At 62.9% G+C, this 14,695-nt stretch carries 14 protein-coding genes; 7 read left to right on the plus strand and 7 right to left on the minus strand.

All coding sequences use genetic code 11. The annotated features are described in order from the left end of the window. Positions 1 to 5 precede the first annotated feature (5 nt). Together L6D74_RS29135 and L6D74_RS29140 are read left to right on the plus strand one after the other, a co-directional pair. Positions 6 to 989 carry a FecR family protein gene (locus L6D74_RS29135; protein WP_236191554.1) on the plus strand — a complete coding sequence of 328 codons (984 nt, stop codon included), beginning with the start codon at positions 6 to 8 and terminating at the stop codon, positions 987 to 989. Between the two features lie 98 nt (positions 990 to 1,087). Next, complete coding sequence (locus L6D74_RS29140; RefSeq protein ID WP_236191557.1) at positions 1,088 to 3,511, plus strand: TonB-dependent siderophore receptor; 2,424 nt, start codon at positions 1,088 to 1,090, stop codon at positions 3,509 to 3,511. A gap of 114 nt (positions 3,512 to 3,625) precedes the next feature. Here the strand turns inward: L6D74_RS29140 and L6D74_RS29145 are convergent, their stop codons facing one another. Next, complete coding sequence (locus L6D74_RS29145) at positions 3,626 to 4,777, minus strand: MFS transporter (protein ID WP_007955928.1); 1,152 nt, start codon at positions 4,775 to 4,777, stop codon at positions 3,626 to 3,628. Positions 4,778 to 4,973: 196 nt separating this feature from the next. Here L6D74_RS29145 and L6D74_RS29150 point away from each other — a divergent pair, with 196 nt between their 5' ends. Then, the gene (locus tag L6D74_RS29150) at positions 4,974 to 5,966 is read left to right on the plus strand and encodes a diaminopimelate epimerase (RefSeq protein ID WP_236191559.1); all 993 of its coding nucleotides are present in this window, start codon (positions 4,974 to 4,976) and stop codon (positions 5,964 to 5,966) included. Between the two features lie 148 nt (positions 5,967 to 6,114). Here L6D74_RS29150 and L6D74_RS29155 read toward each other — a convergent pair whose 3' ends face one another. From L6D74_RS29155 to L6D74_RS29180, 6 genes are all read right to left on the minus strand, one after another. Further along, a complete protein-coding gene (locus L6D74_RS29155; RefSeq protein WP_236191561.1) occupies positions 6,115 to 6,771 on the minus strand; it encodes a carboxymuconolactone decarboxylase family protein in 657 nt (218 codons plus the stop codon). Positions 6,772 to 6,885: 114 nt separating this feature from the next. Continuing rightward, complete coding sequence (codA, locus tag L6D74_RS29160; protein WP_236191562.1) at positions 6,886 to 8,121, minus strand: cytosine deaminase; 1,236 nt, start codon at positions 8,119 to 8,121, stop codon at positions 6,886 to 6,888. A gap of 13 nt (positions 8,122 to 8,134) precedes the next feature. Next, positions 8,135 to 9,406: a cytosine permease gene (gene codB, locus L6D74_RS29165; RefSeq protein ID WP_236191564.1), complete on the minus strand. Its 1,272-nt coding sequence runs from the start codon at positions 9,404 to 9,406 to the stop codon at positions 8,135 to 8,137. A gap of 173 nt (positions 9,407 to 9,579) precedes the next feature. Then, positions 9,580 to 10,392: an alpha/beta fold hydrolase gene (locus tag L6D74_RS29170; RefSeq protein WP_236191567.1), complete on the minus strand. Its 813-nt coding sequence runs from the start codon at positions 10,390 to 10,392 to the stop codon at positions 9,580 to 9,582. Positions 10,393 to 10,477: 85 nt separating this feature from the next. Next, positions 10,478 to 10,834: a 6-carboxytetrahydropterin synthase QueD gene (gene queD, locus L6D74_RS29175; protein ID WP_007955941.1), complete on the minus strand. Its 357-nt coding sequence runs from the start codon at positions 10,832 to 10,834 to the stop codon at positions 10,478 to 10,480. A gap of 86 nt (positions 10,835 to 10,920) precedes the next feature. Continuing rightward, positions 10,921 to 12,000: a patatin-like phospholipase family protein gene (locus L6D74_RS29180; protein WP_236191569.1), complete on the minus strand. Its 1,080-nt coding sequence runs from the start codon at positions 11,998 to 12,000 to the stop codon at positions 10,921 to 10,923. A gap of 146 nt (positions 12,001 to 12,146) precedes the next feature. Between L6D74_RS29180 and L6D74_RS29185 the strand changes: the two genes are divergently transcribed. The 4 genes from L6D74_RS29185 to L6D74_RS29200 form a co-directional block, all read left to right on the plus strand. Then, complete coding sequence (locus tag L6D74_RS29185) at positions 12,147 to 12,455, plus strand: PepSY domain-containing protein (protein ID WP_039770261.1); 309 nt, start codon at positions 12,147 to 12,149, stop codon at positions 12,453 to 12,455. Continuing rightward, positions 12,455 to 12,766 (plus strand): PepSY domain-containing protein, encoded by a 312-nt coding sequence (locus L6D74_RS29190; protein WP_064597979.1) that lies wholly within the window; start codon positions 12,455 to 12,457, stop codon positions 12,764 to 12,766. The genes L6D74_RS29185 and L6D74_RS29190 overlap by 1 nt, the downstream gene beginning before the upstream one ends. Before the next feature lie 3 nt (positions 12,767 to 12,769). Beyond that, the gene (locus L6D74_RS29195; protein WP_011335105.1) at positions 12,770 to 13,438 is read left to right on the plus strand and encodes a response regulator transcription factor; all 669 of its coding nucleotides are present in this window, start codon (positions 12,770 to 12,772) and stop codon (positions 13,436 to 13,438) included. Then, a partial coding sequence (locus tag L6D74_RS29200; RefSeq protein WP_236191570.1) for an ATP-binding protein occupies positions 13,435 to 14,695 on the plus strand: 1,261 nt, incomplete at its 3' end. The genes L6D74_RS29195 and L6D74_RS29200, both read left to right, overlap by 4 nt.

Raw genomic sequence — 14,695 nt, forward strand, 5'->3', positions numbered from 1 at the left:
ATTCCATGATGGATACTCGTGATTGCGCGTGCGGGCAAACAACGGTGCGCGATGACGCGGCACGCTGGTTTGTGCGTTTGCAGGAGCCGGCCGTCAGCGTCGACGAACAGCAGCGCTTCGACGTCTGGCTGAACGAACATCCGCAGCACCGTGACGAATTCCAGTTGCTGCAAGGCTTGTGGACGGCGGCGGATCTGCTGCCAGCGCCACGGCTCAAGGCCCTGTGCGAAACCCCGCCGGCGCGGCGCGAACGCCGTCCGTTGTTGCGTTACGCCGTGGCGGCCAGCGTGGTCGCGGTGGCGCTCGGGCTCGGCCTGTTCAGCGGTCTGAATCACCCGCAAGGTTACAGCGCCGAGTTCGCCACCGCGCTCGGCGAGCGCAAGCATGTGGCGTTGCCGGACGGCTCGGTGATCGACCTCAACAGCCGCAGCCGCTTGCAGGTGCGTTTCGAAAAGGATCGGCGGCTCATCGAGCTGACCGAAGGCGAAGCGATGTTCAGCGTCGAGCACGACACGTCCCGTCCGTTCGTGGTCGAGGCGGGCAGCGGCAAGGTCACGGTCACTGGCACCCGCTTCGATGTGCGCCGCGACGTAACTCAGACCCGGGTCGCCGTTGAGCAGGGCACGGTCAGGGTACAGGGCCGTGATGCGGCCGATGCCGATTTCATCAGCCTCACTGCCGGTCTCGGCACGCGGATCGATGCCCAGGGCAAAGTGGCGCCGGCCTACGCGGTCAACCCGGCGGAGCTGACGGCCTGGCGCAGCGGCAAACTGGTGTTCAACAATGCCAGCCTCAGCGAAGTCGCCGAGGAAGTGTCGCGTTATCGCGACAAGCCGCTGAAGGTCGCCAACCCCGCCGTGGCCAATTTACGCCTGACCAGCGTGTTCAAATCCGACAACACCGATGCCTTGCTCAAGGCCTTGCCGAGCATCCTTCCGGTGGCCGTGCGCACCCTTGCCGACGGCAGCCAGGAAATAATTTCAAAATAAAATTCAGGTTTTTTTCGAGTTCGTCGTCTTCCTGTTCAACTGCAACTGGTTTGCATTAACAGCCGCACACTCTTGCGATCCACAGGACTCCGTTCGACGTGAAAAACTCCACCGCCAAAAACAAAAAATCACCTTGGTTGCCGCTGGCTCTTGCGCTGGCGGTCAACGCCGCCATGCCGATGGCTTTCGCCGCCGAAGCCATTCACATCCGCGCCCAGCCGCTGGGTCAGGCCCTGAGCGAACTGGGCCAGCAAACGTCGTTGCAGGTGTTTTTCAGCCCGGACCTGGTCGCCGGCAAACAGGCGCCGGCGGTGGACGGCAACCTTTCTCCGGAACAGGCCCTGCGCCAATTGCTGCAAGGCAGCGGTTTGGATTATCAGATCAATGAAGGTTCGGTGACCTTGTCCCCAGCCCCGACTTCTGCCGCCAACGGCCCGCTGGAACTGGGCGTGACCGATATCAAAGTGGTCGGCGACTGGCTCGGCGACGCCGACGCCGCCGTGGTGCAGAACCACCCCGGCGCGCGCACGGTGATTCGCCGTGAAGCGATGGTCGAGCAGGGCGCGATGAACGTCGGCGACGTACTGCGCCGCGTGCCCGGCGTGCAAGTCCAGGAAGCCAACGGCACCGGCGGCAGCGATATTTCGCTGAACGTCGGCGTACGGGGTTTGACGTCGCGCCTGTCGCCACGCTCCACCGTATTGATCGACGGCGTGCCGGCCGCGTTTGCGCCGTATGGCCAGCCACAACTGTCGATGGCGCCGATTTCGTCCGGCAACCTCGACAGTATCGATGTGGTTCGGGGTGCCGGCTCCGTGCGTTACGGGCCGCAGAACGTCGGCGGCGTGATCAACTTCGTGACCCGCGCGATCCCGGAAAAAACCACCGGTGAAATCGGCACCACCTTGGAAACCTCCCAGCACGGTGGCTGGAAACACATCGATACCGCGTTTCTTGGCGGCACCGCCGACAACGGCATCGGCATGGCGCTGTTGTACTCGGGCGTCAACGGCAACGGTTACCGCGAGCGGAACAACGGCAACGACATCGACGACGTGATCCTCAAGACCCACTGGGCGCCGACCGATCAGGACGATTTCAGCCTCAACTTCCACTACTACGACGCCAGCGCCGACATGCCCGGCGGCCTGACGCAGAAACAGTACGACGACAAACCGTTCCAGTCCGACCGCGACTACGACGGCTTCAGTGGCCGCCGCAAGGACGTGTCGTTCAAGTGGATCCGGCAGATCGACGAGCGCACCCAGGCGGAAGTGCTGACCTACTATTCCGACAGTTTTCGCGGCAGCACCATCGCCGCCCGCGATCAGAAAACCCTCAGCTCGTTCCCGCGTTCCTACTACACGCTGGGCATCGAGCCGCGTGTCTCGCGAGTGTTCGACGTCGGCCCGACCACCCAGGAAGTCAGCGTCGGTTACCGTTATCTGAAAGAGGCGATGCACGAGCAATCGAGCCGTCTGGCGCTGGTCAACAATGTGCCGGTGGTCACCAAGACCTCCGACGGTCATGTGTTCCAGGACCGCACCGGCGGCACCGAGGCCAACTCGGTCTACATCGACAACAAGATCGATGTCGGCAACTGGACCGTGACCCCGGGCATTCGCTTCGAGCACATCAGCACTGACTGGCATGATCGCGCCGTGCTCGACACCGCCGGCAAACGCGTCCCGGAGAAAAACCGCAGCATCGAAAGCAACGAGCCGCTGCCGGCCCTGAGCGTGATGTATCACCTGTCCGATGCGTGGAAGCTGTTCGCCAACTACGAGACGTCGTTCGGCAGCCTTCAGTACTTCCAGCTCGGCCAGGGCGGCTCGGGTGACCAGACCGCCAACGGTCTGGAGCCGGAAAAAGCCAAGACCTACGAAATCGGCACGCGCTACAACGATGACGTGTGGGGCGGGGAAGTGACGCTGTTCTACATCGACTTCGATGACGAACTGCAATACATCAGCAACGACGTGGGCTGGACCAACCTCGGCGCGACCAAGCATCAGGGTATCGAAGCGTCGGTGCACTACGACATGGCGGCGCTCGATCCACGCCTGGATGGCCTGACGGCCAACGCCGGTTTCACTTACACCCGCGCGACCTACGAAGGCGAGATCCCCGGCTTCAAGGGCCGCGACCTGCCGTTCTACTCGCGTCAGGTGGCGACCGTCGGCCTGCGTTACGACATCAACCGCTGGACCTACAACATCGACGGCTTCGCCCAGTCCAAACAGCGCTCACCGGGCACCGGCGTGAATGCTGATGGCAGCTTCAATGGCAATTACATCACCGAAGGCACGGCGGACGGGCAGTACGGCGACATTCCGGGTTACGTGACCTGGAACGTGCGCGGCGGCTATGACTTTGGTTCGCAGCTGTCGAACCTGAAGCTCGGCGCCGGGGTGAAAAACATCTTCGACAAGCAGTATTTCACCCGCTCCAGCGACAACAACTCGGGGATCTACGTGGGCACGCCGCGGACGTTCTTCGTGCAGGCCAGCGTCGGTTTCTGATAGACCGAGGTGGCTGCATCGCGGGCAAGTCGAATCGTCGAACCGCAGCTCCCACAGGGAACGTTTGTATCTTGTGGGAGCGGGTTCGCTTCGGGGGCGTTCAGATGATGTTTTTCAGACTTTGAGCGCTTTGCCGCCAATCGCCACCGCCACCAGCAACGTCGCCATCAGCCCGAAGGCAAAACTCAGGCTGCTGGCGTGGGCGACAAAGCCGATCACCGCCGGCCCCGCCAGAATCCCCGCATACCCCAGCGTAGTGATTGCCGGCACGGCGATGCTTTCCGGCATCACCGTCTGCTTGCCCACCGCCGTGTACAGCACCGGCACGATGTTCGAACACCCGGCGCCAACCAGCGCATAACCGAGCAGCGCGGCTTGCCAGCTCGGGGCGAAGGTCGCCAGAAACAATCCCGCCGCTGCCAGCAGACCGCCAAACAGAATGATCCGGGTTGCGCCCAGTGCGCGGACGATCCGGTCACCGGTCAAACGACCGGCCGTCATGGTCAGTGCGAACGCTGCGTAACCCAGCCCCGCATAGGCGGTGTCGATCCCGCGTTCCTGGGCCAGAAACACCGCGCTCCAGTCCAGCGCCGCGCCTTCGGTGAGGAATACGATGAAGCACATGCCGCCGATGAACAGCACGATCCCGTGGGGCACCGCGAACGCAGGCCCCGAGCTTTCACTGCCGTAAGGCAGCATGTGCGGCACCGCCTTGAACAGCGCCGCGATCAGCACCACGACCACTACCAGCATCGCTGCCAGTGGCGACAGCCCGAGACCGAGCAGGGCACTGACGCCCGCCGCGCCGACAATCCCGCCGAGGCTGAACAGGCCGTGGAACCCGGACATCATGTTCTTGCCGCTGGCCCGCTCGACGATCACCGCTTGCAGGTTCACCGTCGAATCCACCGTGCCCAGCCCGGCACCGAACATGAACAGCGTGGCAATCAACGCCGGAATCGACGACACCGTCGCCAGCAACGGCAATGCTGCACAGATCAGCAGCGTGCCGCCGGTGGCCACCTTCCGGCAGCCAAACCGCGTGGCCAGAATTCCCGCCAGCGGCATCGCCAGAATCGAACCGACACCCAGGCACAGCAACAGCAACCCCAGCGTCCCCTCATCGAGACCGGCGCGCGCCTTGGCGTAGGGCACCAACGGCGCCCACGCGGCGATGCCGAGCCCGGCGATGAAGAAAGCGATGCGCGTGGACATCTGTTCGAGGCGTCCGGGAACGAACGTGTCTTGAGGGGTGAGGCTGGTCATAACGATCCTTGGCAAAAAACGTTTCAGCAGTGGACATCCTTGCACAGCTCTTCTGTGGGAGCGAGCCTGCTCGCGATGGCGGTGTATCAGACAATGAAAGTTCGACTGACACTACGGCATCGCGAGCAGGCTCGCTCCCACAAGGAATTGCGTTTTACAGTGACGTCTTTGGCAACTCGAAAACAAGGGTCAGTACATGACGCAGTTCTACGATGCACGGGGCAATATCTACGGGGTGATTTCACCGCAGGCGCTGCGGGACTCGGGTATCGATCTGCCCGCCAGTGCCACGCAGTGTGCCTTGTCTCGACTGGCGTGGAGCCGCGCCGCGATCGCCCTGTGCTGCGATTGGCCCGACGGTCAGCGACCTCTCGGCAGCAAGTCCCATCGCAGCGATGGCTTGCTGATCGGCCCGTTTCAATCCTCGCCACCCTTCGATCTGCTGATCGTCAACACCGATGGCACGCTGGCTGAACGCAGCGGCAATGGCCTGACGATTTTCTCCCAGGCGCTGCTCGAACAGGGGGTGATGCCGGAGGAGGGCGCGACGCTGCGGGTGCATCACGACAAACAGGACGCACTATCGCCCGTGCCGACCTCGGTGAAACCGGCGCAAGTGGCGGGCGTGCAGGGCTTCTGGCTGGACCTCGGCCAGCCCGGTTTCGGCCCGGCGGCGGTCGGTGCGCTCGGGGTTGAGTCGCACCCTTTCAATGGCGTGGAAGTCAGCGGTGTTCGACCGCTGGCGCAACTCGATCCTGCCTGGGCGCACAGCCAGTTCGTGCGCATCGGCAATCCGCATTGCGTGACCCTGGTGCAGGATGAAGCCGCATTGCCGAGCAACGCTCAGATGCTTGAATCGCCGCTGGCAGACTGTCTGACCGCCATCGCCTACGCCATGCCCACCGGCGCCGGCCAGCCGTGCCCGGCCGGGATCAACCTGCAATGGGCGATGCGCGCTGGCGATCAACGCATTGTGGCGCGGGTGTTCGAACGGGGCGAGGGGCCGACGGCGTCCTCTGGCACCAGCGCCAGTGCGGTGGCGTCTGCGGCATGGCGGGTAGGCTGGGTGTCGGCGGGAGAGGTGCAGGTGGTAATGCCAGGCGGGACGGCCCCGATTTTACTGGAAGAGCGCGATGGCGAGCTGCTCGGCGTGCGTCTGTTTGGCACCGCACATCGGACAAAAAGGTGAAGTCCCTTTCATGATCGTCCCCCCGGGAACGATGGATCCCTTGGGGCTTACTGTGAGCCGACACGCAGCGCTTGTCGCCTGTCAGATCTGACAGGTTGGCTCTATCGTTTGGCGATAAAGCCGCCCCGATCCATAACCATGAAACCGTTCATTGGCCCTTGAACAGTTTCACGGCGATAACAATGTCATCGTCCACCGTCACATACAGCAGGGCTTTGGGCTGCGTTTCGGGGCTTTGAAAACACTCGACGATCACAGCCTGTGCTGTGCAGGCTTGCAGCGCCAAACGGTCTGCGTGCCGCAATTGGCGTTTCACGGCGGCACTCAACGGAATTGGTGAATGGCCCTCGCGAACGTCAGAGCAAAATCTCGAAGTGACTTCTCTCGGGGTAGGGGGCGGTGGTGATTCAAGGCCCGCGTCTGCAAACAGATGATTGAGCTGTTCCGCAGCGCTGACCGCTCGGGGGAAACCGGCGAAGGCCGAAGCCTGCAGCAGTATTTCACTCAATTCACCCGGAGCGAGGCCCGATGCCAGGCCGGTTTTGAGGTGCACGCTCAGCGGTGGTCCGACCATGCCCGAGGCGACAATGGCGGCAAACGACACCGCTTCGCGTAATCGCGGATCAAGACCGGGACGTGAGTGTAAATGTCCGTAAACCACGCCGACGGCCAGTTGGCCCAATGCGGGAACGGTATGAAACAAGGCGTCGAGCCTGGCCCCTCCATCGGGTACGAGTTCGACAAACGTATGGCGGCCTTCCTGGTAAAGCGTGGCCATGGGATCGGAAGTGGTCTTTTGATTCATGTCGCGTCCTCACGGATCAATGAGGATGGCAGCGGAGCAACTACGCGCGAACTACGGCATGACAGGGCGTCCATCGGAAGAAGTCGGCGCCGTTGCGACGCCGACTTCTACACCTTAGACGAACTCCACCACCGGCATCTGCCGCTTCATCAGCACTTTGCCGTCGCGGATCGAATACAGCGGCAGGCCCTGGCTGCGGATCACTTCGTAATCGCTGTCCGCCGACAGGATCAGCAGGTTCGCCGGGCGGCCCTGTTCCAGGCCGTAGCGCTCACCGAGGTGCATGGCCTTGGCGCTGTTGTCGGTGACCAGATCCAGCGCGCTCTGCAGGTTGCGATAACCGAGCATGTGGCAGATGTGCAGGCCGGCTTCGAGGACCCGCAGGATGTTGCCGTTGCCCAGCGGATACCACGGATCGACGATCGAATCCTGGCCGAAGCAGACGTTCATCCCGGCTTCGAGCAGTTCGTTGACGCGGGTCACGCCGCGGCGTTTCGGGAAGTTGTCGAAGCGACCTTGCAGGTGAATGCTTTCGGTCGGGCAGGAGACAAAACTGATCCCTGAATGGCCGAGCAGGCGGAACAGTTTGGCGCAGTAGGCGTTGTCGTAGGAGCCCATCGCGGTGGTGTGGCTGGCGGTCACGAGGGCGCCCATGTCGCGGCTGCGGGCCTCTTCGGCCAGCACTTCGAGGAAGCGCGAATGCGGGTCGTCGGTTTCGTCGCAGTGCACGTCCACCAGGCAGCCGGTGCGCTCGGCCAGGTCCATCAGGAACTTCACCGAACTGACACCCTGATCGCGGGTGTATTCGAAATGCGGAATCCCGCCGACCACGTCCGCGCCCATGCGGATTGCTTCTTCCATCAGCTCGCGACCATTACGAAACGACTCAATGCCTTCCTGGGGGAACGCGACGATTTGCAGGTCGATCAGGTGACGGCTTTCCTCGCGCACTTCGAGCATCGCCTTGAGCGCGGTGAGTTGCGGGTCGGTGACGTCGACGTGGGTACGCACGTGCTGGATGCCGTGGGCGGCGAGGGTTTGTATGGTTTTCTTGGCCCGGGTCTTGGTGTCTTCCTGGGTGATGGTGAGTTTGCGCTCGCCCCAGCACTCGATGCCTTCGAACAGCGTACCGCTCATGTTCCAGCGCGGCTCGCCGGCGGTCAGGGTGGCGTCGAGGTGAATGTGCGGCTCGACGAAGGGCGGCACCACCAGATTGCCGCCGGCATCAAGGTCTTCGGGACCCAGGGTCGGCGCTTCGGTCTGGCGCGCGATGCTGCGGATCAGGCCATCTTCCAGGTGCAATTCGTGCAGACCTTCCTGGTTGCGCAGTCGGGCGTTGATGATGTGCATCGGGCGAATCCTTTTATAGATCTTGTAGAGGGGCGGCCGCGTTGCGGGCGCCGAGCAGGCCGGTCACTGCGATATACGTTAACGCGGCAACGGCGATGCCGACCAGCGGCGCGACCCACGGCGAGCCGAACGCGGCGACGGTTCCGGCCGCGTAAGCCGCCAGCCCCGGCCAGTTGAACGCCGGTAACCGTGCGTCGGCCAGACGCGGATAACGCCCGCGCCAGCGGAAGAAAAAGTCCGCCATGATCACCCCGCCAATCGGCGGAATCACCGTGCCGAGCAGGATCAGATAAGGCACCAGCATGTCGTACATGCCCAGCAGCGCGAGCGCCGTGCCGATCACGGCACCGGCCAGGGTCACGGTCTTGCGGCGCCCGGTGCGCAGCAGGTTGCAGCCGGCGACGGCGAAGTTGTAGATGGTGTTGTCCTGGGTACTCCAGATGTTCAGCAACAGCATCGCCATCGCCGCCATGGCGAAGCCCTGCAACAGCAACACTTCGACCACGTCGGGTTGTTGGTAGACGATTGCGCCATAGGCGCCGATCAGCACCATCAGGCCGTTGCCGATGAAAAAGCCGATCAGGCTGGCCAGCACCGCGACCCGTGCCGAACGGGAAAAACGCGTCCAGTTGGTGGCCTGGGTCGCACCGCTGACGAAGGTGCCGAACACCAGCGTGATGGCGGTCGACCAGTCCAGCGAACCGCTGGGCACGACGCTGAGCAAACCGTCGAGGCCGCCGACTTTCACGGTCGCGACCCACATCGACAGCATCAGCAGCAACATCATCGCCGGCACCGCGATGTACGACAGAATCTCCAGCCCGCGATAACCGACATACGCCGTGGCGCAGAACGCCAGGCCGAACAGCACCATCAGCCCCAGTACCGTGGCTTCATTCAGATCGAAATACTTGCCAAGTACCACCGCCGCCGTCGCGGTGCCCCAGGCGTACCAGCCGATCTGGGTAAACCCGAGGATCAGATCGCTGAGTTTGCTGCCGACTTCGCCAAAACAGAAGCGCCCCATCAGCACCGAATTCAGCCCGCTCTTGAAGGCGATGTAGCCGAGGCCTGCGGCATACACACCGAGAAGCAGATTGCCGATGACGATGACGGCGAGCATTTCGCCGAAGTTGAATGCCACGCCGAGCTTGCCGCCGGCAAACATGGTCGCCGTGAAGAAGGTGAACCCCAGCAGCACCATCGCCGTGGAGGCCAGGCCTTTGCGCGCGTGCATCGGCACTTCGCTGAGGGGGTAATCGTTGCCGGGATCGTTTTGCGTCATGGGGGCGTTCCTTGCTGGAAAGGGGAGGACGCGAAGAGGTTGCAGCGGTCGTGCCAAACGCGATGTTGCGGGTATTTATAGACGAGGCACGGATGATCGGCGCGAAAGCAGTGCATCGGGCGCCGCACCGAACCATGTGGGAGCAGTTGTTCCCACAGGGTCACGGGATTGGATCAGAGAAACCGCAGCAGCGCGGCGACGATGGCTTCAGGCGCATCTTCCTGCACCAGATGCCCGGCATTCGGGATCGGATGAAATTGCGATCCTGGAATCATCTTGTGCAACTCGCGTCCGCGCTCAATGGGAATCCACTGATCCTCTTCCCCCCAGAGAATCTGCACCGGGCAGCGGATCGTCGGGTACAGCGGCTGTGCCTCCAGCGTGTAGCGCTGATCCATCTGCGCGATCTGCCGGTAGAACGCCGCTTGCCCCGGATCGCCCAGCCACGGCTGCACGTAGGGCGCCAGTTCGTCATCGGGAATCTCCCGGTGAATCGCCCCGCGAATATAGGCCGGCACGATGGCGCGCTGGATGTAATCCGGCAGGCCGCTGAACGCCGCTTCATGCTGGCGCACGTGCTGCACGAACGGCGAGCCCCAGGGCGTCAGCGCCACCGGGTCGATCAGGGTCAGGCTGCGGTAATCCTTGCCGTTGAGCAGATGCGCGCGCAGGGCGGTGGCGCCGCCGAAGTCGTGGGCGACCACGTCCGGGCGTTGCAGATTCCAGTGATCGAGCAACTGCGCGAGCAATTCGTTCTGCACGCCGAGGGAGACATCGGCGTCCGGTTGCTCGGATTGGCCGTAGCCCAGCAGGTCGAAGTAATGCACCCGATGGGTGGCGAAAAAGTGCGGCGCGATGCGGTGCCACACGTAAGACGAGAAGGGCGTGCCGTGCACGAATACCAGCGGCGGGCCGTCGCCGTGCACCCCGTGGCGAATCTGTTGCCCGTTGAAATCAAAGACCTGATCCAGCAGCCAGTCCGTCATGGGCCTGCCCTCTTGGCGGGTTCGAGCCAAAAAGCATAGGCGTAAAAAAACCACCGGTCTCGGTGGTTTTTTTGTGTCGCGGGAATTACTCGCCGCGATAGATGCAACCGCTGGTGCAGGTCTCGTGGATGCGGATCGCACTGAGTTCCGGCAGCAGGGGCTTCAATTCATTCCAGATGAATTTGGCCAGCACTTCGCTGGTCGGGTTCTCAAGGCCCGGAATGTCGTTCAGGTAATTGTGGTCCAGACGCTCGTACAGCGGCTTGAAAATCGCCTTGATCTCGGAAAAGTCACGGATCCAGCCGGTGTGCGGGTCGAGGTCGCCGCTCAGGTGAATCGCCACTTTGAACGAGTGGCCGTGCAGGCGTCCGCACTTGTGGCCGTCCGGTACGTGGGGCAGGCGGTGGGCGGATTCGAACGTAAATTCCTTGAAGATTTCCACAGTGATTTCAGCTCTGTTCAGATGGCGTTCGCCGCAGCGAATTCGGGCAGGCGGCGAGTTTATCAGCTTGTTCCCGGCTGTGCTGACTAAAGGGTCAGCAAGCGTTCGGCGAGGCGACCATTGGCAGTCAGTTCGAGGAATTCGTCGCCCAGCCGTCGGCTCTCGTCCATCGCCGCGCGCCAGTATTTCTGTCGGCTCGGCGCATCGCCCATGAAACGCTTGAAGTCGTTACGGTCGGGGAGTTTGCCGTAGGGCAGACGCGCCAGGTATTCCTTCGACGGCGCGAGCAACAGCACGTCCTGCAAGCGTTCCACCGAAGCTTTGCGCCACGGCAGAGTCTTGTCGAACCAGCCCGGGATCACTCGGTCGGTGAAGTGCGGATACAACACGATGCCGTCGCCGCTGTAGGGCAGGTCGAGGTGGTAGTCGAGCAGACCGCCGTCGCGGAACGTGCCGGCACCGGCGCCTGGCAGGTCACGCACGCCCTCCATGACCATCGGGATCGAACCCGAGGCCAGCAGCGCCTGGCGCAGGTTGCCGGCGTCGAGGGCGACGAAACGCGACGGGAAGTCATTCAGTGCATGCACCGGCGGCGCCAGGCGCGGGTCGTGGATGATCAGCCGTTCGAAGTGCCGCGACAGCCGCGCGCGGCCGCGCAGGTTGTCGGCGATCACCGAACCCAGTGCCAGCCCGAGCCGGCCGCGATGATCGTCCGCCAGCCCGCCGTGGCTTTTGACCACCATGATGTTCAAGCGGTAATGGGCGTTGGTCAGAAGGCTGGCATCGCGGCCGTCGAGCAGGTCATCGAGCATGCGCTGCGAACTGCGGCTGACCTCGGCAATGGTCACGCCTTTGTTGAAGTTCTGCTCGGTGTACAGATGACCAAGGCGGCGGATGCCTTCGGCGGCGTCCGGCAGGCAGGCACTGGCGAAGCGCCAGGAACCCACCGACGCACCGATCAGCGAACGCTCGCGCGGCGCCGCCGGCAGCCACTCGCCGAACAACGCCAGATCCAGCCCCTGAATCCCCAATGCCTTGGGCCCACCGGCAGCGCCGGGCAGGGTGCCGACGTCGGCGGCGTTCAGGCCTTGGGCACGAATGCGCGCCATGGCCCTGGGGCCGGCCTTGAGGGTGAGGGCAGGGAACTTGATGTGAATGGCGGTCATACCGGTCTCGATCGTTAGCAAGCGAAAGATTATAAGCACATGTTGCCGTGGCTGCAGGAGCAGGCCCAATGATGGCAATTCAGTTTCAGTTAAGTTCGCACCGTTAAGGTGCGGCCCGTAGCGACACATAAAAATACGGAGACACCATGAAAACCCTGACTGCCCTGACCATCGCCTCGATCATCGGCCTCACCGCCAGCACCGTTCACGCCCGTGATCTCGGCCCGGATGAGGCCCTGCGCCTGCGCGACGCTGGTACTATCGTCTCCTTCGAGAAGCTCAACGCCACCGCGCTGGCCAAACACCCGGGTTCGACGATCACCGACACCGAGCTGGAAGAACAGTACGGCAAGTACATCTACCAGATCGAACTGCGTGATCCGCAGGGGCTGGAATGGGATCTGGAACTGGACGCGGTGAGCGGGCAAGTGCTCAAGGATCATCAGGATACGTAATGAAGGTGAATGTTCGCGCCACCCGCCGTACGGCATTGGCGCTGGTGATGTTTTGCTCGACGGCCATGGCCCGCGACCTGGGTCCCGACGAAGCCCTCAATCTGCGCAAGCAGGGTGTGATCCTGCCGCTCGAGCAGGTATTACACCAGGCGATGGACCGTTATCCCGGCGCGAAACTGCTGGAAGTCGAGCTGGAAGAAAAACACGACGTCTACATTTATGAAGTCGAGTTGCTGACCGTCGAAGGTGTGGCCCGCGAGCTGCACTTGAAGGCCGATACCGGCGAACTCGTGAAAGACAAGGAAGATTGACCGATGCGCTTGCTTCTGGTGGAAGACCACGTACCGCTGGCCGACGAACTGCTCGCCGGCCTGCAACGTCAGGGCTACGCGGTAGACTGGCTGGCGGACGGGCGCGATGCGGTCTATCAGGGCAGCAGCGAGCCCTATGACCTGATCGTCCTCGACCTCGGTCTGCCCGGCGTGCCGGGGCTTGAGGTGCTGGCGCAGTGGCGTGCCGGCGGTCTGACGATTCCGGTGCTGATCCTCACCGCCCGCGATTCCTGGGCCGAGCGTATCGAAGGCCTGAAGGCCGGTGCCGACGATTACCTGACCAAACCCTTCCATCCGGAAGAGCTGTATTTGCGCATCCAGTCGCTGCTGCGCCGTTCCAAGGGCCAGGCCAACCAACCGACGCTCAAGGCCGCAGGACTGCACCTGGACGAGGGCCGCCAGTGTGTCGTGCGCGACGGCGCCGATATTCAGCTGACCGCTGCCGAATTCCGTCTGCTGCGCTACTTCATGCTGCACCCGGAACAGATCCTCTCCAAAAGCCACCTCGCCGAACACCTCTACGACGGTGAGACCGAGCGCGATTCCAACGTGCTGGAAGTTCACGTCAATCACCTGCGACGCAAGCTCGGCAAGAGCGTGATCGAAACCCGTCGCGGTCAGGGTTATCTGTTTGGCGGACAGGCTTCGTGAGATCGATCCAGCGCCGCTTGAGCCTGGGGTTGATCAGCGTGCTGGTGGTCGTCGGTGTGCTGCTGGCACAAACCAGCCTGTGGCTCTTCGAAGTGGGATTGCAGCGCTATCTCGAATCCGGATTGCGCAACGACAGCGAAAGTCTGCTGGTGGCGCTGGTTCGCGGCCCGCAAGGCTTGCAGCTGGATGAGCGGCACTTGTCGCCGGCCTACCAGCGACCGTTTTCCGGGCATTACTTCCGCATCGACTTCGCCGACAGCCATTGGCGCTCCCGCTCGTTGTGGGATCAGGATCTGCCGTTGCTCGAACGCTCCGGCCTGCACAGCAACCTGCAACTGGGGCCGGACGGCCAGCAATTGCTGGTACTGCGCTCGGACTATCGACGGCTCGGTCAGTCGATTTCCATCAGCGTGGCTCAGGATTACACGCCGGTGCGCGAGAGTTTCCAGCGCATGCGCCAGATCGGCCTCGGCCTCGGTTTGGCCGGGTTGCTGCTGATTCTGTTGTTGCAACGTCTGACCGTGCGCCGCGCGTTGCGGCCGCTGGAAAAGGCCCGCGAGCAGATCGCCCAGTTGCAGCAGGGCCAGCGTTCGCAACTCGATGAACAAGTGCCGGCGGAACTGGAACCGCTGGTGGCGCAGATCAACCATTTGCTGGCGCACACTGAAGACAGCCTGAAGCGTTCGCGCAATGCCCTAGGCAATCTCGGGCATGCGCTGAAAACCCCGTTGGCGGTGCTGTTGAGTCTGGCGTCGAGTGAACGGCTCGACGCGCACCCGGAACTGCGCAAGATCCTCAAGGAACAACTGGAGCAGGTTCAGCAACGACTGAACCGCGAGCTCAACCGTGCGCGGCTCTCTGGCGATGCGTTGCCGGGAGCGCTGTTCGATTGCGACGCCGAGCTGCCGGGGTTGCTGTCGACGTTGAACATGATCCATGGCGAGCATCTGGAGCTGAGTTACGTGGCGCCGCCGGGCCTGCAATTGCCGTGGGATCGTGAGGACCTGCTGGAACTGCTCGGTAACCTGCTGGACAACGCCTGCAAATGGGCGGATGCCGAGGTGCGGCTGAGTGTGGTCGAAACGGCTGATGGTTTTGTGCTGAGTGTGGAAGACGACGGGCCGGGAATTCCCGAGGCGCAGCGGGCTCAGGTATTCAGCCGGGGGACGCGGCTGGATGAGCAGACCCATGGGCATGGCTTGGGGCTGGGGATTGTGCGCGACATCGTCGACACCTGGGGCGGGGTGCTGGTGCTGG

It is taken from the genome of Pseudomonas pharyngis, from assembly GCF_021602345.1.
Classification (GTDB): domain Bacteria; phylum Pseudomonadota; class Gammaproteobacteria; order Pseudomonadales; family Pseudomonadaceae; genus Aquipseudomonas; species Aquipseudomonas pharyngis.

Bases quoted from the DNA above. Each gene is read 5' to 3' on its own strand.
- codB (WP_236191564.1), bottom strand. From the start codon at position 9,406: ATGACGCAAAACGATCCCGGCAACGATTACCCCCTCAGCGAAGTGCCG.
- L6D74_RS29170 (WP_236191567.1), bottom strand. From the start codon at position 10,392: ATGACGGACTGGCTGCTGGATCAGGTCTTTGATTTCAACGGGCAACAG.
- L6D74_RS29150 (WP_236191559.1), top strand. From the start codon at position 4,974: ATGACGCAGTTCTACGATGCACGGGGCAATATCTACGGGGTGATTTCA.
- L6D74_RS29195 (WP_011335105.1), top strand. From the start codon at position 12,770: ATGCGCTTGCTTCTGGTGGAAGACCACGTACCGCTGGCCGACGAACTG.
- L6D74_RS29185 (WP_039770261.1), top strand. From the start codon at position 12,147: ATGAAAACCCTGACTGCCCTGACCATCGCCTCGATCATCGGCCTCACC.
- L6D74_RS29155 (WP_236191561.1), bottom strand. From the start codon at position 6,771: ATGAATCAAAAGACCACTTCCGATCCCATGGCCACGCTTTACCAGGAA.
- L6D74_RS29135 (WP_236191554.1), top strand. From the start codon at position 6: ATGATGGATACTCGTGATTGCGCGTGCGGGCAAACAACGGTGCGCGAT.
- L6D74_RS29190 (WP_064597979.1), top strand. From the start codon at position 12,455: ATGAAGGTGAATGTTCGCGCCACCCGCCGTACGGCATTGGCGCTGGTG.
- L6D74_RS29180 (WP_236191569.1), bottom strand. From the start codon at position 12,000: ATGACCGCCATTCACATCAAGTTCCCTGCCCTCACCCTCAAGGCCGGC.
- codA (WP_236191562.1), bottom strand. From the start codon at position 8,121: ATGCACATCATCAACGCCCGACTGCGCAACCAGGAAGGTCTGCACGAA.
- L6D74_RS29145 (WP_007955928.1), bottom strand. From the start codon at position 4,777: ATGACCAGCCTCACCCCTCAAGACACGTTCGTTCCCGGACGCCTCGAA.